This window comes from Homoserinimonas sedimenticola, assembly GCF_026094475.1.
GTDB lineage: Bacteria > Actinomycetota > Actinomycetes > Actinomycetales > Microbacteriaceae > Homoserinimonas > Homoserinimonas sedimenticola.
In genome coordinates, this window is the sequence record NZ_JAPELL010000001.1 from 901,811 (window position 1) to 920,797 (window position 18,987).

The 18,987-nt window shown below is 69.3% G+C and carries 17 protein-coding genes; 4 read left to right on the forward strand and 13 right to left on the reverse strand.

Translation table 11 applies throughout. From position 1 onward, the window contains the following. Positions 1 to 3 precede the first annotated feature (3 nt). The 3 genes from OH146_RS04210 to OH146_RS04220 are packed head-to-tail and all read right to left on the reverse strand — an operon-like array spanning position 4 to position 3,407. A complete protein-coding gene (locus tag OH146_RS04210; RefSeq protein ID WP_265157658.1) occupies positions 4 to 1,293 on the reverse strand; it encodes a DUF6716 putative glycosyltransferase in 1,290 nt (429 codons plus the stop codon). A 3-nt stretch (positions 1,294 to 1,296) separates the two neighbouring features. After that, entirely contained in the window at positions 1,297 to 2,199 is a 903-nt protein-coding gene (locus OH146_RS04215; RefSeq protein WP_265157660.1) for an N-acetylneuraminate synthase family protein, read from the reverse strand. Next, on the reverse strand, positions 2,196 to 3,407 hold the full coding sequence (locus tag OH146_RS04220) for an acylneuraminate cytidylyltransferase (RefSeq protein WP_265157662.1): 1,212 nt from the start codon (positions 3,405 to 3,407) through the stop codon (positions 2,196 to 2,198). Before OH146_RS04220 ends, OH146_RS04215 begins: the two co-directional genes overlap by 4 nt. Positions 3,408 to 3,535: 128 nt before the next feature. Here OH146_RS04220 and OH146_RS04225 point away from each other — a divergent pair, with 128 nt between their 5' ends. Continuing rightward, positions 3,536 to 3,994 carry a hypothetical protein gene (locus tag OH146_RS04225; protein ID WP_265157664.1) on the forward strand — a complete coding sequence of 153 codons (459 nt, stop codon included), beginning with the start codon at positions 3,536 to 3,538 and terminating at the stop codon, positions 3,992 to 3,994. Continuing rightward, the gene (locus tag OH146_RS04230) at positions 3,994 to 5,640 is read left to right on the forward strand and encodes a DUF5671 domain-containing protein (protein ID WP_265157666.1); all 1,647 of its coding nucleotides are present in this window, start codon (positions 3,994 to 3,996) and stop codon (positions 5,638 to 5,640) included. The genes OH146_RS04225 and OH146_RS04230 overlap by 1 nt, the downstream gene beginning before the upstream one ends. Before the next feature lie 76 nt (positions 5,641 to 5,716). Here the strand turns inward: OH146_RS04230 and OH146_RS04235 are convergent, their stop codons facing one another. Next, positions 5,717 to 6,982, reverse strand: coding sequence for a CpaE/TadZ family protein (locus OH146_RS04235; protein WP_265157669.1), 1,266 nt, complete (start codon positions 6,980 to 6,982; stop codon positions 5,717 to 5,719). Position 6,983: 1 nt separating this feature from the next. Beyond that, positions 6,984 to 7,625, reverse strand: a complete 642-nt coding sequence (locus tag OH146_RS04240; protein WP_265157671.1) for a hypothetical protein — start codon at positions 7,623 to 7,625, stop codon at positions 6,984 to 6,986. Positions 7,626 to 7,737: 112 nt separating this feature from the next. Between OH146_RS04240 and OH146_RS04245 the strand changes: the two genes are divergently transcribed. Continuing rightward, positions 7,738 to 8,019: a helix-turn-helix domain-containing protein gene (locus OH146_RS04245; RefSeq protein ID WP_265157673.1), complete on the forward strand. Its 282-nt coding sequence runs from the start codon at positions 7,738 to 7,740 to the stop codon at positions 8,017 to 8,019. Between the two features lie 64 nt (positions 8,020 to 8,083). On the opposite strand, the gene OH146_RS04250 is transcribed toward OH146_RS04245, so the two are convergent. Further along, on the reverse strand, positions 8,084 to 8,677 hold the full coding sequence (locus OH146_RS04250) for a hypothetical protein (protein ID WP_265157675.1): 594 nt from the start codon (positions 8,675 to 8,677) through the stop codon (positions 8,084 to 8,086). 174 nt (positions 8,678 to 8,851) lie between these two features. On the opposite strand from OH146_RS04250, the gene OH146_RS04255 reads away from it, so the two are divergent. Beyond that, positions 8,852 to 9,358 carry an Rv3235 family protein gene (locus OH146_RS04255; RefSeq protein WP_265157677.1) on the forward strand — a complete coding sequence of 169 codons (507 nt, stop codon included), beginning with the start codon at positions 8,852 to 8,854 and terminating at the stop codon, positions 9,356 to 9,358. A 158-nt stretch (positions 9,359 to 9,516) separates the two neighbouring features. Here the strand turns inward: OH146_RS04255 and OH146_RS04260 are convergent, their stop codons facing one another. From OH146_RS04260 to mtrA, 7 genes are all read right to left on the reverse strand, one after another. Next, complete coding sequence (locus OH146_RS04260) at positions 9,517 to 10,269, reverse strand: hypothetical protein (protein ID WP_265157679.1); 753 nt, start codon at positions 10,267 to 10,269, stop codon at positions 9,517 to 9,519. An 11-nt stretch (positions 10,270 to 10,280) separates the two neighbouring features. After that, complete coding sequence (gene secA, locus OH146_RS04265; RefSeq protein ID WP_265157681.1) at positions 10,281 to 13,139, reverse strand: preprotein translocase subunit SecA; 2,859 nt, start codon at positions 13,137 to 13,139, stop codon at positions 10,281 to 10,283. A gap of 193 nt (positions 13,140 to 13,332) precedes the next feature. Next, the gene (gene hpf / locus OH146_RS04270; protein WP_265157683.1) at positions 13,333 to 14,013 is read right to left on the reverse strand and encodes a ribosome hibernation-promoting factor, HPF/YfiA family; all 681 of its coding nucleotides are present in this window, start codon (positions 14,011 to 14,013) and stop codon (positions 13,333 to 13,335) included. Between the two features lie 105 nt (positions 14,014 to 14,118). Next, a complete protein-coding gene (locus OH146_RS04275; RefSeq protein WP_265157686.1) occupies positions 14,119 to 14,823 on the reverse strand; it encodes a ComF family protein in 705 nt (234 codons plus the stop codon). A 108-nt stretch (positions 14,824 to 14,931) separates the two neighbouring features. Continuing rightward, positions 14,932 to 16,632 carry an LpqB family beta-propeller domain-containing protein gene (locus tag OH146_RS04280; RefSeq protein ID WP_265157688.1) on the reverse strand — a complete coding sequence of 567 codons (1,701 nt, stop codon included), beginning with the start codon at positions 16,630 to 16,632 and terminating at the stop codon, positions 14,932 to 14,934. Continuing rightward, positions 16,625 to 18,256, reverse strand: coding sequence for an MtrAB system histidine kinase MtrB (gene mtrB / locus OH146_RS04285; protein ID WP_265157691.1), 1,632 nt, complete (start codon positions 18,254 to 18,256; stop codon positions 16,625 to 16,627). The genes OH146_RS04280 and mtrB overlap by 8 nt, the downstream gene beginning before the upstream one ends. Next, positions 18,243 to 18,923 (reverse strand): MtrAB system response regulator MtrA, encoded by a 681-nt coding sequence (mtrA, locus tag OH146_RS04290; RefSeq protein WP_265157694.1) that lies wholly within the window; start codon positions 18,921 to 18,923, stop codon positions 18,243 to 18,245. Before mtrA ends, mtrB begins: the two co-directional genes overlap by 14 nt. Between the last annotated feature and the right edge of the window lie 64 nt (positions 18,924 to 18,987).

Here is an 18,987-nt window from a genome sequence, read left to right on the forward strand (position 1 = left end):
CTTCTAGGGTAGTCGGCGCGCGAGCTCTGGCTGACGCGCCTGGGGAGGGGCGGATGCCGCATCCGCTGGTGACCGCAGCAGTCTCGCGATCTTGCGCCACCGCCGTACCAGCCAGCGGGCAGGGGTGCCGATCGCGACCGCGACCACACCCGACAGGGATCGGTCAAACTCGCCGAGGGCACGGCGCCGGTCCCAGGCGTGGCGGAGGGCACCGCCGAGCACCCGCTCGCGCGGGATCCGCCACGGGAGCTCTCCGCGATCCCTCGCCGCCACAAGCTCCTCGACCCTCTCGAACCAATCGTCGAACTCGCGCCCGTGCAGGTAGTTGTCGTGCACCCAGCTCTCGTCGGCACGGCGGAAACGTGCCGCCACGAGGTCGTCGCTGCCGGCGAGCAGGCCACTCCCCTCGAAGACCGTGTTGATGAGTCCGGGCATCACCCCGAAGTCGTCGACCAGCAGCACGGGGATGCCTGCGGCAACCGCCTCGACGGCGGCCGTCGAGCTGACCGTGACGAGGGCGCTCGCCCCGGCCAGGTGCGCCGACATGGGGCCGCCCGCGACGACGAGGTTGTCGGGAGCCGGCGGCGACAGCTCCCCCATGATGGATGCGAAGTCGTGCTCCTCCGCGTGCGTCTGCGCCTCCCCCGGCGCCGCCCGCACCTTCACGACGACACGCCGCTCGGGATGCCGGCGTGCGCACTCCGCGAGCCACCCGAGCAGAAGCATCCGGTCGTCGCGCTCGCGCGGCACGATCGCCTGGGCCGCGAAGATGATGTCGCCCCCGGGGTCGCCCGGGGCGGGGTTGTCGGGCACGAAGGGCAGCGTCGAGAGGGCGAAGCGCTGCGGATGCCCCATCTTTCGAGCAAGCTCCGTGAAGTCGCGCACCTCGCGCCTGCTGTGCAGCACGATGAGGTCGGCATGCGCCCGGTAGACGATGGCCTTGCGGGCGGCGGGAATCGTGATTCCGGGCAGGCCCGTGATGAAGACGGGCCGCCACAGGGCCCGGCGCACGGCGCGGGCGATGACCCGCACGACGGGGCCGCGCACCGCCGCGAGCACCACATCGGGGCCGCGCTCGTCGATCAGGGCGGTCAGCTGTGCGAGATCCGCGAAGGTCACATCGGCGGGGGCGAAATCGGTGCCAACGAGAGCCGTCTCGAGCTGTGCGTCGCTCGGCTGGACGGGCGAACGCAGCACGACGAGCTCACGACGCCACGCGGCAGGCAGCCGCGATGCCAGGGCGGCCCCCCATTTGACGTAGGAGTCGGAGTCGCCGATGACGAGCATCCTCATGCGTCAGCCTGTCACGGAGGCGACGGGGGCGTCCTGCGGCACGACGCGGCGCAGCTTCGCGAGGGGCGCGAGCTCACCCGGGAAGACTCGCTTGACGCCGTCGCCCATCGCCTGCTCGATCACACGGATGTCGCGCACAAGGTGCTCAAGGCCCTGCGGCTCGAGGGACGCGGCGTGGTCGGAGCCCCACATGGTGCGATCGAGCGTGATGTGCCGCTCGACGACGGTGGCGCCCAGCGCGACCGCCGCGAGAGAGATCTGCAGCCCCCGCTCATGCCCCGAGTAACCGATCGGCACGCCCGGATAGCGACGGCGGAGCGTCTCGATCGTGCGAAGGTTCGCCTCCTCAGGCGGCATGGGATACGTCGAGGTCGCGTGCAGGAGAACGAGCTTCTCGCGGTCGAAGTGCGAGACGGCGTCGTCGATCTCGTCGATCGTGGACATGCCGGTCGACAGGATGATCGGCTTGCCCGTCGCGGCGAGGGCGGCCAGCAGCTCGTGATCAGTCACGGAGGCGGAGGCCACCTTGTGTGCGACAACTCCGAGGTCCTCCAGGAAGGTGACGGAAGGCACGTCCCACGGCGAGGCGAACCAGTGCAGGCCCCGCATGGTCGCGTAATCTCCCAGCTCGATGTACTGCTCGCGATCGAACTCCACGCGGTAGCGGTACTCCAGGTAGGTCATGGTGCCCCAGGGGGTCTCCCGCGGCATCGACTTCATGTGCTCGGGCGTCGAGATCTCGGGCGTGCGCTTCTGGAACTTCACCGCCTGCGCGCCCGCGTCGGCCGCGACATCGATGAGCCGCTTGGCGAGCTCGACGTCCCCGTTGTGGTTCAAGCCGATCTCGCCGATCACATAGACGGGCGATTCGGGGCCGACGGGGGTTCCTGCAATCGTGACGGTCACGGTGTCTCCTGGAGGTGATCGGATGCTGCGGGGCGCGAGACCCCGTGCATGCTCGCCTCGCGGCGCTCCGCCGCGAGGAGGACAAGATCGGCGAGCTCGCGCACGGCCCCGTGCCCACCGCGCGAGGTGAGAACGAGCCGCGCGGCCGCGAGCACGTCGGGGTGGGAATCGGCGACCGCGACGGGCCAGCCGACGGAGGCGAGGCATCCGAGGTCGTTGACGTCGTTGCCGAGGTAGGCGACGCGCTCAGGGTCGAGCCCGCGCGCGCTGATCCACTCCCAGAGCGCGACAACCTTGTCGCGGGCCCCCTGCACGACGTCCACGTCGAGCTTGCGGGCGCGGGCACTCACGACAGCGTTGCGCTCGGTCGAGAGGATGAGCACGGGAACACCTGCGCGGCGGAGGAGATCGACGCCCATGCCGTCGGTGCGGGTGACCGTGACCCGCTCGACACCATCGGCGGAGATCACGACCCGGTCATCCGTGTGCACGCCGTCGAAGTCGGTCACGACAGCATCCACGTCGATGGGAAGGGACGGGTGGCTCTCCCACACGGGCGCGATTGCGCACGCGAGATCGAGCTCTTCGACCGTATCGATCTCGAGGGCGCCCCTCGCGTCAACGGGCACGATGCCGATCCTCCCGAAGAAGCGGTGGCGCGCCTCGATGAAGCCGCTGCCTCGCATGGCGTAGAAGGCGCCGGACTCGCGATACTCCGGCTCGCGCTGTTGGCGGGGAAGCCGCACGAGCGCGTCGTGGTTGACGCCCTCCGCCCCGCCGCCTCGAATCCGCCAAAGAAACTCGTGCGTCTCGACTCCCGAGAAGACGCAGTCGCGGTAGCCGCTCATGACCTCCGCGACGGCGGCGTCGAGGTCTCCGGGGTCGATGAAGGGCGAGGTCGCCTGCACCATGACGAGCACGTCGGGCACCTCGCCCAGGGACTCGATCACGTGCAGCAGCGCCGACTCCGAGCTCGCGGTGTCGCCCGCGATCTCAGCGGGCCGGTCGATGACCTCGGCGCCCGCCGCCGACGCGACGCGGTCGATCTCATCGTCGTCCGTCGTGACGATCACGCGGTCGATGCGTTGGGCGGCGCGCGCCGCCAGCACGGCCCTGGCGACGAGAGGGACCCCGCCCACCTTGCGCAGGTTCTTGCCGGGGATTCCCTTCGAGCCGCCCCGCGCCGGCACCACCGCGATGACGCTCACAGGCCGCCTCCTCGTCTCATTCAGTGGACGCTATGTCCCGTGAGCGACGCCGCCGTTGCCGCGAAGTGAACGCCGGGCGGCGAGCGGATGTCGTGACGCCGCCGCATGCGGTGAGCCATGATTGGCCCATGGATGCTGCCCGCCGCTACGATCCCGTGCTCCTCTCGATCCTCGGGATCATCGCTCTTCTCGTCGTCCTCGCCATCGCCGCGGTGCTCCTGCGCGGCGGCGAGGACTCCCTCGAACCCGGATCCCCCGAGGGTGTCGTGCAGGAGTTCGCCTCGGCCATGATCGACGGCGACCGAGAGCGCGCCCGCGCCCTGGTCAGTGACGAGGCCTTCGATGACTGCGGCGGCTTCGGCGGACCGCTTCCCGAGCCGGGCACGCGGGTGACCCTGCGCGGCGTCAGCACGGGCGAATCCTCGGCGAGCGTGCGCGTCGGCATCAGCACCGGCTCCAGCGGGGACGTCTTCGGCGGCAGCTACGAGGAGAGCGGCGAATTTGTGCTCGTCCGCGACGGATCGCAGTGGCAGGTGAGCCAGACGCCGTGGCGCTTCGACCTCTGCAGCCTGGAGGAGGTCGAGTGATGCCGCAGCGAGCCGACCGGGCGCCTGGAGGCATCCACACTTTGCGCCGCGTCATCATGCTGCTGCTGCTTGCGATCCTTGTGAGCGTCGCCGCGGCGGGAGCAACCGGTCTGCTCGGGATCGTGCTCGACCCCGGCACGGTGCTCGAGGACAACGGCTACTTCCTCGCGCAGTCGGTCGCCTCGGTCGTGATCGCGGCCCCGCTCGGCGCCCTCGTCTACTGGCTCACCCTGCGGTGGCTCGCGCGGTTCGACGACCGCCGCTCCGTGCTGTGGCCCGTCTATCTCGCGGTCGTCGGCACGGTTGCATTGCTCGTAGGACTCACCGCCATGCTGGCAACACTCGCGGACGCCGTGAGCGGCGAGTGGCGGCCGGACTCCTTCGCTCTCGGTCTCGTGTGGCTCGCGGTCTGGGCGTGGCATGCGTGGATGTGGCACAGCCCCCGTCATGCTCCGACTCGACTCGCCGCAGTCAGCCCCTCCCTCGCGGTGCTCGTCGGCATCGGCTTTGCGATCGCCGGCGTAGTCTCCGCTCTCGGCGTGCTCTTCCGATCCGCCCTCCTGGGCTCGACCAGCCTCCTCGTCGGAGCGGACCACTGGTGGATGCCCGTGCTGCAGCAGCTGGTCTGGGCGGCGGGCGGAGCTCTCGTGTGGGCTTGGCACTGGTGGGGTCGCGGCATCCGCAGATCCTCCGCCGCTTTCGCCCGCTTCACCCTCGTCGTCGTCTCCGGGTTCCTCGCGGCGGCCGTGACTCTCGGTGGCCTGGCGAGCCTTGCCTATTGCGTGCTCGCGCTCACGCTCGGCGTCGACGGCTCTGCCTTCGCCATGGCGCGCGAGTCCCGCGACCTGCTCGACCAACTCGCCACCGCCGTCGCGGCAGCCGTGAGCGGCGTGCTCGTGTGGGCCATGCATCGAGCAGCAGTTGCGGATGCCACGACCTCCGTGCGCTGGTCGGCCCGGCTCGTCGCCTCAGGGGTCGCGCTCGCCTTCGCGGCATCCGGTTTCGGCGTTGTTGTCAACGCGGGACTTGCCGCCCTCTCCGGCTCCCTCGCGGGGGACGAACGCTCGCTCCTCTTCGGCGGCCTCGCCGCCCTCGTTGTCGGGGCGCTCGCCTGGGTCGTGCTCTGGCGCCCGCACGATCCGGGCGACGAAACACCGGGCGAGAGCTGGACGGCCTTCGCAGGCCGCCGCGCCTACCTTGTCATCGTCTTCGGCGTGAGCGCCCTCGTGGCAGTCGTGACCCTGCTCGTGATCGCCTACGGCATCGTCCAGTCCGTCATCGGGGTGCCGTGGTCGGAGAGCATCATCGAATCCATTCGGCAGCCGCTCGGCCTGCTCACCGCGACCGCCCTCGTGGCTGTCTATCATTTCGTCGTCTGGCGCAGGAGCGCCCCTTACCCGGGTCTTGAGCGTGCAGCCGCACGCATCGAGCACGTCACTCTCGTCGCCGCGGGGGTGACCGATGCGCTCGTCGAGCAACTGCGCACGGCAACCGGTGCGAAGATCACCGTTTGGGCGCCCCACGACGAGTACCCGCCGGCGGATGCCGCCGCTCTCGTCCGTGCACTCGACGAGGTCCGCGGCGAGCATGTGCTCGTCGTGACGACCTCGGGAGGGGTCGAGGTAGTCCGTCTCGCCGCCGAGTGAGTGCTGCCCGTCTGCCCATCCAGCCGGGCTGGAGTGCGGCGGGTGGGCACAATCGGGCAAGAGCGCGGCGAATGGTTCAGTCGGGTCGGGCTCCTGCTGGCTGGGCCGCGGCGGCCTGTCTGCGTCGCAACAGGGGGACCCGCCGTCGCTGCGACCTTCGCTTCGACGCCGAAGGCAGGATGCGCTCCTGCACGAGAGTGCTGATGGCGACACGGGCGGGCGATCGGGCGGCGACATCGTAGAGGGTCGCCCCCTCCAGAACGGCGGCGTCGAAGGCGGCCTGGTCGTGCGGAACCATGACGGGTGCCACGATGCCACCGAATCGCTCAAGCGACTGCGTGACCTGGCGTGCGGGTGCCGCCCCGATCACGGCGGCGCGCAGCCGGTTCATGACGACGAGGACGCGGTCGGTGAGGATCGCATCGAGAAGGTCGACATGGGCGCGGAGAAATCGGGAGAGGCCGACGGGGTCGGCGGAGCCAACGGCGACAACCTGGTCGGCGCAGCGCAGCGCCTCCAGCGTGGCGGCGTTGCGCCTGGGCGCGAAGACATCGCTGCTGATCTCCTCATCGTTCTCGAGGTTGAAACCCGTGTCGACCACCGTGTAGTCGACCCAGTCCCGGCACGCGTCGAGTGCCCCAGAGACTCGGCTGGCGGAGAGTTCGGGCCAGCGGCTCGGCCTGCCGATGCCTGTGAGCACCCAGAAGCTGCCATGTGGGGACGAGTAACGCTGGGCGATGCGTTCGAGTTCGAGCTGTGTGAGGGCACCGGAGCCCGCGAGTCGACAGGCCGCCGCGAAGCCCGGGGCTTCATCGAGGAGGCCGAGGGTGGGCGCGATGGAACCGCTGTAGGTGTCGACATCTGCGAGCGCGACCGTGTGGCCGGCCGAAGCGAGCTCCGCCGCGATGTTGATCGCGAGGCTCGTGCGACCCGGCGAGCCCGCAGGTCCCCAGACGGCGACGACCCGTCCCCTGCCGCTCGGCGCCGTGGGGGCGGAGGAGCGCAGCGGAGTGGCGAGAAGTGCGGCGTCGATGCGAGCCCAGTCGGCGTCACCGTCGACCACCTCGTGCAACCCGAGGGTGATCGCGTGGCGCCTGCCCGCGTCCGTATCGTTGATGGCGACGACTCGGACGCCCAGGCGGTCGGCTTCTGCGAGCAGGCGCGCCGTGAGGTAACGCTCAGCCGAGGAGACGATCGCGAACTCGACGGCCGCCGGTTCGAGCAGCGAGGCGAGCTCGTCGGCACTGCCACAGCGTGCGACGACCTCATGACCGTGATCGAAGGCCTCGTCGACGAGGGCGTCCTCCCTCGCTGCAGGGACGGCGAATGCGATGCGCGCCACGTCAGCTCCCGAGAGCGACGGCGGAGGGCACGAGCGAGAGCGTGTCGCCGGCCGCCCTCGACTGCAGGATGCGAGCAACACTGTCTCTCGGGACGACGAGCTCCACGCCGAGCACGGGCTCCCCGGCGATCATCCCCTCGTTGTCGGTGACGGCGACAACCGTGACCTTGCTCGCGATGATGCCGGGTGCTTCCTCCTCGTCGACGGACTCCCGGGCCGCCCAGACATCGACCACTGTTCCCTCCCCCAAGGAGCGGGGAAGCTCACCCGCGATCGGGATCACGAGAGAGGCCCAGTCCTCGCTCAGCGCGTCGCCGACGGCGTCAGCGGGAACGAGCTCTCCCGAGCCGACGACCCGTGTGACGATGACGCCCTCGCTCGGGACTCGTCCCGGCGAGAGGTAGTGTTCGGTCGCGGTGCCGAGCCGAACCTGCGTCTCGATCAGCTCCTCGGCGGTCACGACGTCGCCGATCGCGAGCATGGATCGGGCGGCATAGACGGTGACGGTGCGGTCGGCGGCGGAGACGATCGCGACCACCCCGGCAACGGATGCTGCGACCAGCACCACGCCGATGGCGAGCCGCGGGTCGAACCATCGCGACCGCCCCGCGCGTTTCCGGTCGTGGGCGCCCAATGAACTCATGCGACTCCTTACGCTCTGACCTGTCGCGTCCATGGTGGGGTCAAGCGAGCACGGGCGCCGAAAGTTATCCACAGGCAGCGGTTACCGAGGTAACGGGGCGCATAATCGAAACATGACCGGCTCCGACGCCCACGAGGACGACACTCGCCTCGGTCGATTCCTCACGATCGCCGATGTTGCGGAGATCCTCAATATCTCCGCAACCCAGGCCTACGGACTTGTGCGCTCCGGCGAGCTGCCCGCCATCAAGGTCGGCGCCGCGGGGCACTGGCGGGTCGAACGAACCGTGCTCGAGTCGTACATCGAGGCAAAGTACGAGGAGACCCGGCGCCACGGCCTATGGACGCAGTCGGAGTTCGCAGACATTCCGGAGCTATCGATCGGTCCTCGCTGATCCAGCGCGACCCAAATTCACCGCGCTGCCCGCGCCTCACTGAGTCAGCCGTCTCTCCCGAGAGTCAGCCGGTCCTGACGAGCTCGATCGCCGAGAGCGGGATCAGCCGATAGTGCGAGACCTCTCGCTCGCGCCGCGGAACCCCTGGTTCATGCACCGCGAGATCGAGGTGATCCCGCGCGACGCGGTCGATCGTGCCGTGCACGGTGCCGCCTGCGACGAGCGCGATCTCGAGTGCGCAGCGACGCCGGGCGAGGTCGCGCAGCACGTAGCCGAGCCCTAGGCGAGCCGAAAGCCCCTCGGCCCCTCCTGCCTCTCCCGCGCTGAGCGCCACCTGAGCACGGGAGAGCACGAGGCCCTGCACCGCCGAGAAGGGCACGATTCCGTGGCCGCGCGCGCCGGCATCCCCTATGACTCGTCCGGACACCCAGTCGCGCCCGACCGTTACGGGCAGCAGGTCGACCGGCCGCCCGGAATGGAGGAGGATGCGAACCGAGAGGAGGTCTTCGCCCGGCGAGCTGAGAGCGAGAAGCCGATCACGCAACGACAATCGCGCGAGTCTCAGCCGCTCCTCCTCGACGCGAAGTTCGGCCTCGTCGGCGCGGAGTTCCCCTTCGAGCTGGCTCTCGAGGTCGTCGAAGAGGTTGTCCCAGCGCATGCAGCGACGTTAGAGCCTCGCAGGGCGCACGGCACGAGTTATCCACAGCCCCGAATCGGGGGCGTGGACTATTGCTCACCTGGGTGCTTTAGTTGCCGTACCCCCGAACGGGGGTAGACGCATCCGCCATTCCGGCCGCACCCCCGACGGCCGCCCCGTCCCGACGGAGCTCCCATGACGCACGCCCACGCACTCTCCCCACAGCAGCAACCGGTCGGCTCGCCCGGCGCACGCCGTGCCACCGAGCGGCCGGTGGCCTCGCCCAGAATGCCCAGCAAGGTGATCAGGGCGCCATTCGAATCGGATGCGTTCTTCGGTGCGCAGCCGACCGCATCCGCGTCCCTGCCCGACCCGAACCCGCTTCTTGAGAACCTCACACGCTGCGTCATCGAGATCCTCGCAGGGGCGCGCGACCTGCAGCAGATCGCACGCTGGGTGACGGATGAGGTCTACCGCAACCTGCTCAAGCGTGTCGTGCTCTCCGATCGGGCAAGACGCGCTCGTGGCGAGAAGGCGGCGCGGCCGAACTTTACGATCGGCAGCGTGGTCGCCGAGGCGCCCCGCGACGGCGTCATCGAGGCGGTCGTCATCGTGCATGGTCGCGCCCGCAGCCGCGCCGTCGCCATCCGGCTGGAGGGGCTCGACTCCCGCTGGCGCGCCACCGCAATCAACGTACTCTAACGGCGGCCTCCGTCGACTCAGCGCCGTCCAACGCGCTGCCGTCGAATGCGCTGCCATCGAACGCGCTACCGTCGAAGGCGCTGCCATCGAACGCGCTGCCGAGGGCAACGGCAACTGCGCCCGCCGCGCCACGTGTATTCGCGGTGCGCCCGGCAGCCTCACTCCGCGCTGGAGTATCCGTAGGAGATACCGACGATTCCGCCCGCCGCATCGAAGGCGAGGGCGAAGCGCGTCGTCACGGGAATCTCTGCGCGCCCGTCCGCCGGACGGAAGCGCGAGAGCGCCTCGACGCGCACGAGGATGGAGGTCGGCCCCGCCTTGCCGCCCTGACCCTCAACCCGGACCACCTCGATCTGAGTCTGGGCAGAGCGCGGCCCACCATCCCTCGCCAGAGCGGGGAGGCCCTGCAGTAGCAGGTCCTCGGGGGGAGCGAAATCGACGAAGCGATACGGTGCTGCTGCCTGCCAGCGGGCAAATGCTCCCTCATCGCTGGTGTCGAGCAGGGCTGAGTCCAACGCCTCCTCCACGACGAACGTCACGGTCCTGCGCTGTGCCTCCAGCGCATCCTCCCGGGTGAAACCCCACTTCTCAAGCGAGTCACTCACCACGACGGAGTCGTCGAGCAGCATCGCGGCCGAATCGGGCGACGGCGAGACGGCGCAATACTCGCCGCGCGCATCGCTCACGAGACCCGCCGCCACGACGTCCTTCCCCGCGACGAGTTCGCCGATGGGGCACGAACCCGCAGCCCCCGAAGCAGCGGAGGGCGTCGCCCCCGGCGCCGAGGAGGAGTGCTGCGGCGCAGCCGTGACCGAGACATCCGTCTCCGAGACATCCGCCACCGCGCCGCAACCCGCCAGAAGCAGAGCGACGGCGAGAAGGCCGAGGCGGCTGCCGCCCCGAACGCGCACGAGCGGGCGCGCTACTTCTTCTTGCCCTGCGCGCGCCGCTGTGCCCGGTTCACGGGAGGCGTGCCTGCGGTGTCCTGCTGGCCGAAGGCACCACGCTGGCCCGCCTGCTGTCCTCGCCCCGCCTGCGGCCTGGGGGCTTGCGGTGAGGGCGGAGGTGGCGTCGCCGCTCCGCCGCCTGCGAAGGCCGGTGCCGCCTGAGCGCGCTGCCGCGCGGTCGAGGCCGAGTCGACCTGTCCCCTGGCGTTGCGCACCTCGACTTCGCCGCCGACGTCGCTGCTCGGCGCCGAGTACTTGAGACCCTGGGCCGGGGCGGCACTGCCGCCGAGACCCTTCGCCGAGACCGTGGGCGCGGAGGCGGTCGCGCCCGAGGGCGTGACCTCGACCTCGAGGTTGAACAGGAAGCCGACCGACTCCTCGCGGATCTGGTCCATCATCGTCTGGAAGAGGGCGAAGCCCTCCCGCTGGTACTCCACGAGCGGGTCACGTTGTGCCATCGCGCGCAGCCCGATGCCGTCCTTGAGGTAGTCCATCTCGTAGAGGTGGTCGCGCCAGCGACGGTCTATCACCGAGAGCACCACGCGGCGCTCGAGCTCGCGCATCGCATCGGAGCCGAGCGACTCCTCCCGCTTCTGGTAGGCGAGCTTGGCGTCGGAGAGGATCTCCCGCAGCAGGAAGTCGTGGCTCACCTTGCCGCGCGTTCCCGCCTCCTGGATGACCTCCTCTGGCGTGATGGAAATCGGGAAGAGGGTGCGCAGCTCGGTCCAGAGCGCGTCCAGATCCCAGTCGTCGGCGTGGCCCTCCGCCGTATGCACGTTCACGACCTCACCCACGACATCCTCGAGGAACTGCTGGGCGCGCTCGTGGAGATCGTCGCCCTCGAGAATGCGACGACGGTCGTTGTAGATCGCCTCGCGCTGCCGGTTGAGCACGTCGTCATACTTGAGCACGTTCTTGCGGATCTCGGCGTTGCGAGACTCCACCTGCGCCTGGGCACTGCGGATGGCACGGCTCACAATCTTCGACTCGATCGCGATGTCGTCCGGCACGTTCCCGCGGCCCATGAGTGACTCTGCCGCCTGGGAGTTGAAGAGGCGCATGAGGTCGTCGGTGAGCGAGAGATAGAAGCGGCTCTCGCCCGGGTCGCCCTGACGGCCGGAGCGACCGCGGAGCTGGTTATCGATGCGCCGCGACTCGTGACGCTCCGTGCCGAGCACGTAGAGACCGCCGACCTCGATTACCTTCTCTGCCTCGGCCTTGACCTCGGCACTGACGCGTTCGAAGACCTCGTCCCACGCCGCCTCGTACTCCTCCGGCGTGTCGACGGGGCTCAGGCCGCGCTGGTTCATCTCGGCGACGGCAAGGAACTCGGCGTTGCCGCCGAGCATGATGTCTGTGCCGCGGCCCGCCATGTTGGTCGCGACCGTGACGGAGCCGAGACGCCCCGCCTGCGCGACGATCGCGGCCTCACGGGCGTGGTTCTTGGCGTTGAGCACCTCGTGCTTGACGCCGCGCTTCGCCAGCAGCTTGGAGAGGTGTTCGCTCTTCTCGACGCTCGTCGTGCCGACGAGCACCGGCTGGCCCTTCTTGTGGCGCTCGACGATATCCTCCGCGACCTGCTCGAACTTGACCTGCTCGTTCTTGTAGACGAGGTCGGGCTGGTCGATGCGCAGCATGGGCTTGTTGGTGGGGATCGCGACGACGCCGAGCTTGTAGGTGCTCATGAACTCGGCGGCCTCGGTCTCGGCCGTTCCCGTCATGCCCGAGAGCTTCTTGTAGAGGCGGAAATAGTTCTGCAGCGTCACGGTCGCCAGGGTCTGGTTCTCGGCCTTGACCGCGACACCCTCCTTCGCCTCGATCGCCTGGTGGATGCCCTCGTTGTAGCGGCGGCCCGCGAGGATGCGGCCCGTGTGCTCATCGACGATCAGCACCTCGCCGTTCATGACGACGTAGTCCTTGTCCTTCTTGAAGAGGGCGACGGACTTGATGGAGTTGTTGAGGAAGGAGATGAGCGGGGTGTTGGCCGACTCGTAGAGATTGTCGATGCCGAGGTGATCCTCGACCTTCTCGATGCCCGGCTCGAGCACGCCGACAGTGCGCTTCTTCTCGTCGACCTCATAGTCGACCCCCGGCACGAGTCGCTTGGCGATCGAGGCGAACTCCGTGAACCAGCGGTTGGCCTCGCCCGAGGACGGGCCCGAGATGATGAGGGGCGTGCGCGCCTCATCGATGAGGATCGAGTCCACCTCGTCGACGATCGCGAACTGGTGGCCCCGCTGCACCATGTCGCTCGCCTGCCACGCCATGTTGTCACGGAGGTAGTCGAAGCCGAACTCGTTGTTGGTGCCGTAGGTGATGTCGGCCTCGTACTGCTCTCGGCGCTCCGCGGGAGATTGGCCTGCCACGATGCATCCGGTGCTCATGCCGAGGGCACGGTAGACGCGCCCCATCAGCTCCGACTGGTAGCTGGCCAGATAGTCGTTGACGGTGATGACGTGCACGCCGCGCGAGGGGATCGCGTTGAGGTACGCCGCAAGGGTCGCGACGAGCGTCTTACCCTCACCGGTCTTCATCTCGGCGATGTTGCCGAGGTGCAGGGCCGCTCCACCCATGAGCTGCACGTCGAAGTGCCGCATGCCGAGGGTGCGAACGGCCGCCTCACGCACAGCCGCGAAGGCCTCGGGAAGCAGGTCGTCGAGAGACTCGCCGTTCGCGTAGCGGGTGCGCAGCTCCGTCGTCTCGTTGCGGAGCTCGTCGTCCGTGAGCTCCTTGAAGTCGCTCTCGAGGTCATTGACCGCGGCGGCGTACCGCTGCAGCCGGCGCATCGTGCGTCCCTCGCCGACGCGCAGGACGCGCTCTAGAACATTAGCCACGGATAAGCTCCTCAGGATCTCGTCGGGGTGTGCCACACGTGGACTCGCGACGGGGATCCCCATCGACACCCGCCGGCGGCGCGCAGGCACAGCACCGTTAACCGTAGCAATCCTAGCCCTCGGGTTTCTGGAGACGGCGCGGGCGGGCATCCGCTGTGGGATGCCCGCCCGCACTGTCACTCAGGCGTGTCGCTCAGGCGCGTGCCCGGCGCCCTCCGCTCGCCTCGTGCTCCTCGGCGTCCTCGAGGGAGATCACACCGTAGTCCCAACCCTTGCGGCGGTACACCACGCTCGGGCGGTCGGTCTCCGCGTCGATGAAGAGGAAGAAGTCGTGCCCCACCAACTCCATGTGGTCGACGGCCTCGTCAGTCTTCATTGTGGCCGAGGGGAATACCTTCTTGCGGATGACGACAGGGCTCCAGTCGTCGTCTCCCGGCTGGGGCGGCTCCTGCACGGGCACGGAACCCGTCGTCACCTTCTCGATCACCTCCGGACTCGCTGGGGTGATGTCGACGACGCTGAATCCATCAGCGGATGCCTCGCGAAGGGATGTGGGCCGGTGCTGGCCGCGGTGCACCTTGCGCCGGTCATTGGCCCGACGGATGCGCTCCACGATCTTGTTGAACGCGATATCGAAAGCGGCGTATTTGTCGGCACCCGCCGCCTCGGAGCGTACGAGCGGACCTGGCCCCACGAGCATGAGCTCGACCCGGTCATCCCCGTTCTGCGCGTTCTTCTCGCTGTGCCGACTCACCTTGATCTCGAAGGCAAGCGCCTTGGGCACGAGCCCGGCGACCTTCTCCGCCTTCTCCGTCGCATAGTCACGGAAACGATCCGTGATCCCCACATTGCGTCCGTTGATGGAAATTTCCATGGCGACCTCCCGGTTCTGTGGCGACGCACTCATCGCGAACCAGGCGATCAAGTGCGCCTCTTTTGATCACCGTAGTGCCGCCGACCTGTGCGTGTCACGAGAAGATCACGGCATGCCGCTGCGCGCGTGCCCGCGCAGCGGCGTCGCGGCGAGAGCCACCGCGCCGACGACGATGCCGCCCGCCGCACGGACCGCCCGTGCCGCCTCCTCGAGGGTCGCCCCCGAGGTCACGACATCGTCGACGAGGAGCACACGGCAGCCCTCGAGGCTGTGACGCGCGGCGAAGGCGCCCGCGATGTTGTCGCGCCGCTCCCGCACCCCGAGCAGCTTCTGCGCGCTTCCCCGCGACGCGCGCCGCAGCATCCGCTCGACGGGGCGCTGCAGGGAGCGTCGCGCGAGCATCCGCACGGGGTCGTATCCGCGGCGCCGCGCCGAAGACGCACCCTGGGGAACGCAGCAGACACGGATGTCGCGGCTCCCGGCTGCGGCCGCATCCTGAAGCGCGCTCTCGATGGCGCACAGCAGGGGCGCGGCAAGAGCGCGCACGAGGTCGGTGCGGCCCTGCTCCTTGAACGCCAGGATGCAGCGCCTGGCGACGCCCTCATACGGCAGCCCGGCGGTCACCGGTACGGCGCCGTGCACGGGCTCCAGGACGCGGGTGGAAAGGGCGGCGGCGAGCGCAGGGCGGCAGTCGGGGCAGAGAGCGCGGTCGGGCGCCCCGCAGCCCGCGCAGCTGACGGGCAGCAGCACCGCGAGGGCGTCGAGGGCGGCCGAGGAGAGCAGCTCTCGAGAGACGGCGAGGCGTGGCATCCGACAAGCATGTTCGGGGCGGCCACTCCCCCGCCGACGAGGAGCACTGGAGAGTGCACTGCGCCGGAGATCCCGCGCTGGGAGGGAGCGGATGCGGGGCGCGGGTCGTCAGCGCTGCGTCGCGATGAACTCCGCAGTGATCTGGGTCGTCTGCCAGCCGCTCGGTCGGCGGGCCGCCACGACGCCATCCTCCCCGAGCACGCGAAGGCCCGTCTCACCGTTGCCGCCGACGATCTGCACGCCCGAGTCAGGGCTGCCCAGGCTCTCGCGGCGACCGCCGACCTGATGCGCCAGCACGAGGGTGTCGTCGCCCGACTCGCTCAGGGTCACGACCGTCGTCTCGTCCATCCACGCGAGATCGACCGCCGTGCCACTGTCGAGCGAGGCATCCACGACGGGGACCCCGAGGCCCAGGGGCGCATTGCTCGCGTTCACGTCGCGCATGATGGCTGAGACCATGAGGCGGGGGCCCGCAGGCGTCGCCAGGAGGATCGCGAGCCGCGCGCCGTCGCGCGAGACTTCGATCGCGGCAACGCGCGCGTCGGGAGGCAGCGCCGTCGTCACGTCGTAGGCCGTGCCGTCGAAGGCGAATGCGCGCAGGGCCGTCGGCGACCCAGCCGGCACTGACCAGGTGTAGCCGTAGATGTCGAGAGTGGGGGCGATGAGCCCCGCGCGGGCGTCGAGCAGCGCCGGATCCCCCTCCCGACGCACGACCCACACCCCCTCCGCGTTGAGGACGGCGATGGCGCTCCCGCCGCTTGCGAGGGTCGCGGCATCCGGTGCAAGTGCCGCCACCTGCTCGCTCAGGCCGTCGATGAGCGAGATCTGCCCGTTGGCGTAGTAGCCGAAGCTGCCGTCGTGGAGGATGAGGGGGCGGTTGTCAACGGGCAGCTGCGGCTGTGGGAGGCCGGGGCCGGGGTCGGGGATCGAAAGCTCGGTGCCGTCGACCGAGATGACGGTCGAGGTAATGAGGCCCAGGCTCGACTCGATCTGAAGGCGCATGCGCTGCCGCTGCAGAGGCGAGGCCTCGAGCGCTTCGCTCGTCAGGTCGACGTAGGCGGTCGTGCCGTCGATCGCGACACGCTTGGGCGAGGAGAGCTGCGTGCCCGCCGGGAAGGAACTGGTGGCCGCGCCCTGCAGCCACGGAGGAGGGCCTGCAAGCAGCGCCGAGACGACCCGCGTCGCCACCCCGGTGCCGGCGGGGAACCAGCGCAGGTCGGGCACGAGGGCCGCGCCGCCCGTGTCGAGGAAGTAGAGGACGTTCTCACTGAAGACGTTCTCGAAGGAGCTCTGCGAGAGCACGATGCCCCCAGGGGCCGCACTGATGCGCCACTCGCCGTCCTCCTGCACGAACTCGTAGTGCAGGGTCGCGGGGGCGGGCGCGAACTGACGGTAGGTGCCCGCCGAATCGACGGATGCCGTCGCCGAGGTCACGACATAGTCCAGCGCCGTATCCGAGACGGGCACGATGCTCGATCCGCCGTTGTGGACGAGGACGCTCTCGCGAGGATCCCAGTCGTCGAGGAAGCTCGAGCTCAGGAACTGCCGCGCCACGTCGTAGTCGCCCGAGCTCTTGAAGGCGGCGATGAAACCGCGCAGGATCTCCTCGGCCGTCGCACCCTCCGCCGGACCCTCGACAATGTACTCCGTGCCGCCCGGATCCTGCTGACTGACCTCGCTCCCCGTCACGACGTCCCCGCTGTAGGGGATGCCGCCGCAAGCCGCGAGCAGCGGTGCGAGCAGCGCGAGAACCACCGCCGCACCGGTGGCACGGCGGGACCTGCGGACGGGGCGCGGGAACTCAGTCATGGGCATCCTCGACTCCATTGTCGCCCGCGGCAGCCGGGGGAAGACCGAGAGGCGACTCGCCGACCTCCCCGCCGTGTTCCCGCGGCAGCACAAGGCGGAAGCAGGTGCCTTCCCCGAGCTCTGACCAGGCGTCGAGCGTTCCCCCGTGCAGCGCCGCGTCCTCCTGCGAGATCGCGAGTCCGAGGCCGGTGCCACCGATCGTGCGCGTGCGCGAGGGGTCGGCCCGCCAGAAGCGGTCGAAGACACGCTCCAACTGCTCAGGGGTCATGCCGATGCCGTGGTCGCGCACCGTCAGTGCGATGACAGAGCTCGTGCTGTCGACGGTCACCTCGATCGGCTTGCCCTCACCGTGCTCGATCGCGTTGCCGAGCAGGTTGCGGAGGATGCGACGGATGCGACGGGGGTCGACCTCCGCGTCGAAGTGGCCGCCTGGCGCGACCACCGTGAGCTCAGATCCGCGCTCGGTCGCAAGCGGCTCCATCGACTCGACGGCGTCCTCGACGAGACGGACCAGATTCGTCGGTTCGAGTTCGAGCTCGACGGCGCCCGCGTCGTAGCGGCTGATCTCGAGGAGATCGGCGAGGAGGAGCTCGAAGCGCTCGACCTGGGTGTGCAGCAGTTCCGCCGTCCGGGCCGTCGTGGGCGGGAAGGCGTCACGCTGGTCGTAGAGCACGTCGCCCGCGAGCCGGATGGTCGTGAGAGGCGTGCGCAGTTCGTGCGAGACATCGGAGACGAAGCGCTGCTGCATGCGCGACACCTCCGCGAGCCGGGTGATCTTCTGCTGCAGGCTGTCGGCCATGCCGTTGAAGGAGCGGGCGAGGGTCGCGATGACGTCCTCCCCCCTCTCGGGGATGCGCTCCTCGAGTTGACCCGCGGCGAGTCGCTCACTCGCGGCAGCGGCGAGTCGCACGGGCGCGACGACGAGGCGCACGACGATCCACGTGACCGCCCCGATGAGGAGCACGAGCGAGGCGAGCCCGATGATGAGTGTCTGCTGCACCGAGTCGAGCGTCTCCTGCGCATCAGCGAGGTCGAAGACGAGGTAGAACTCGTAGTTGCCGGCGGAGGGCACCGAGACGAGGGAGCCCGCGACGAGGCCGGGCTCGCCGGAGGGCAGCGTGACGGACTGCAGGTAGACACGCCCCGTGTCCTCGCGGACGACCTCGCGCAGCTCGCGACTCAAGAGCGAGACATCGAAACCGCGGCTCTGCGTTGACGGCATAACGAACTGAGTGCTTTGCCCCGGCACCCGCAGGAGGGCGGACCCCGTGCTGCCCGGGCTCGTCGTCGATGAGAGGATGCGGTCCTGCACGCCTACGCTCAGGGTGTCGAAGTCGACGCGGGTCGCGTCGTCGGCGGCGAGAGCATTGCTGAAGTAGTCCTGCGCGAGGAGCGTCGCCCGCGCGTGCTCGGCCTCGACCTGGTCCCGGCGGGCCGTGAAAAGGTTTCCCCCGATGACCGCCGACATGTAGGTGCCGATGACCATGACAGCGAGCCCCGAGAGCACGACCGTGATCGCGACGGTGCGGAACTGCAGGGATGACCGCCACGTGTGCACGGCGGAGGCGCGCAGCATCCGCCATCGCACCGCGATCAGCGACGCGGGACTGTCAGCGGCTGGCACCGGCCCGGTATCCGACCCCGCGCACGGTCGTCACGATCGACGGGTTGTCGGGATCCTGCTCGACCTTGGCGCGGAGGCGCTGCACGTGCACGTTCACAAGCCGGGTGTCGGCCTTGTACTGGTACCCCCACACCTGCTCGAGCAGCATCTCGCGCGTGAAGACCTGCTGCGGCTTGAGGGCAAGGGCCAGGAGGAGCTCAAACTCGAGGGGTGTGAGGTTGATGACGGTGTCGCCGCGGCGCACCTCATGGCCGACGACATCGATCGTGACGTCGCCGATGCGCAGGGTGTCGGCCGTCGAGTCGGGGGTCGGCCGCAGGCGGGTGCGGATGCGCGCCACCAACTCCTTGGGGTTGAAGGGCTTGACGACGTAGTCATCGGCGCCGCTCTCGAGCCCGCTCACGACATCCGTCGTATCGGACTTGGCGGTGAGCATGATGATGGGTGTGCCCGACTCCGCGCGGATCTCGGCGCACACCTCGATGCCGTCCTTGCCTGGAAGCATGACGTCGAGGAGAACGAGGTCGGGGCGGGAGGAGCGGAAGGCCTCGAGCGCCGAGGTGCCGTCGGCACAGAACGAGGGAGTGAAACCTTCCGACTGCAGCACGATGCCGATCATCTCGGCGAGCGCGGTGTCGTCATCGACCACGAGGATGCGAGCGTTCATCAATTCGTCTCTGATCGGGCATCCCGTGCCACTCGGGATGGTGAGGCTTTCGCACAAGAGTAGT

Bases quoted from the DNA above. Each gene is read 5' to 3' on its own strand.
- OH146_RS04210 (WP_265157658.1), bottom strand. From the start codon at position 1,293: ATGAGGATGCTCGTCATCGGCGACTCCGACTCCTACGTCAAATGGGGG.
- OH146_RS04225 (WP_265157664.1), top strand. From the start codon at position 3,536: ATGGATGCTGCCCGCCGCTACGATCCCGTGCTCCTCTCGATCCTCGGG.
- OH146_RS04230 (WP_265157666.1), top strand. From the start codon at position 3,994: ATGCCGCAGCGAGCCGACCGGGCGCCTGGAGGCATCCACACTTTGCGC.
- OH146_RS04240 (WP_265157671.1), bottom strand. From the start codon at position 7,625: ATGAGTTCATTGGGCGCCCACGACCGGAAACGCGCGGGGCGGTCGCGA.
- OH146_RS04245 (WP_265157673.1), top strand. From the start codon at position 7,738: ATGACCGGCTCCGACGCCCACGAGGACGACACTCGCCTCGGTCGATTC.
- OH146_RS04250 (WP_265157675.1), bottom strand. From the start codon at position 8,677: ATGCGCTGGGACAACCTCTTCGACGACCTCGAGAGCCAGCTCGAAGGG.
- OH146_RS04255 (WP_265157677.1), top strand. From the start codon at position 8,852: ATGACGCACGCCCACGCACTCTCCCCACAGCAGCAACCGGTCGGCTCG.
- hpf (WP_265157683.1), bottom strand. From the start codon at position 14,013: ATGGAAATTTCCATCAACGGACGCAATGTGGGGATCACGGATCGTTTC.
- OH146_RS04275 (WP_265157686.1), bottom strand. From the start codon at position 14,823: ATGCCACGCCTCGCCGTCTCTCGAGAGCTGCTCTCCTCGGCCGCCCTC.
- OH146_RS04280 (WP_265157688.1), bottom strand. From the start codon at position 16,632: ATGACTGAGTTCCCGCGCCCCGTCCGCAGGTCCCGCCGTGCCACCGGT.
- mtrA (WP_265157694.1), bottom strand. From the start codon at position 18,923: ATGAACGCTCGCATCCTCGTGGTCGATGACGACACCGCGCTCGCCGAG.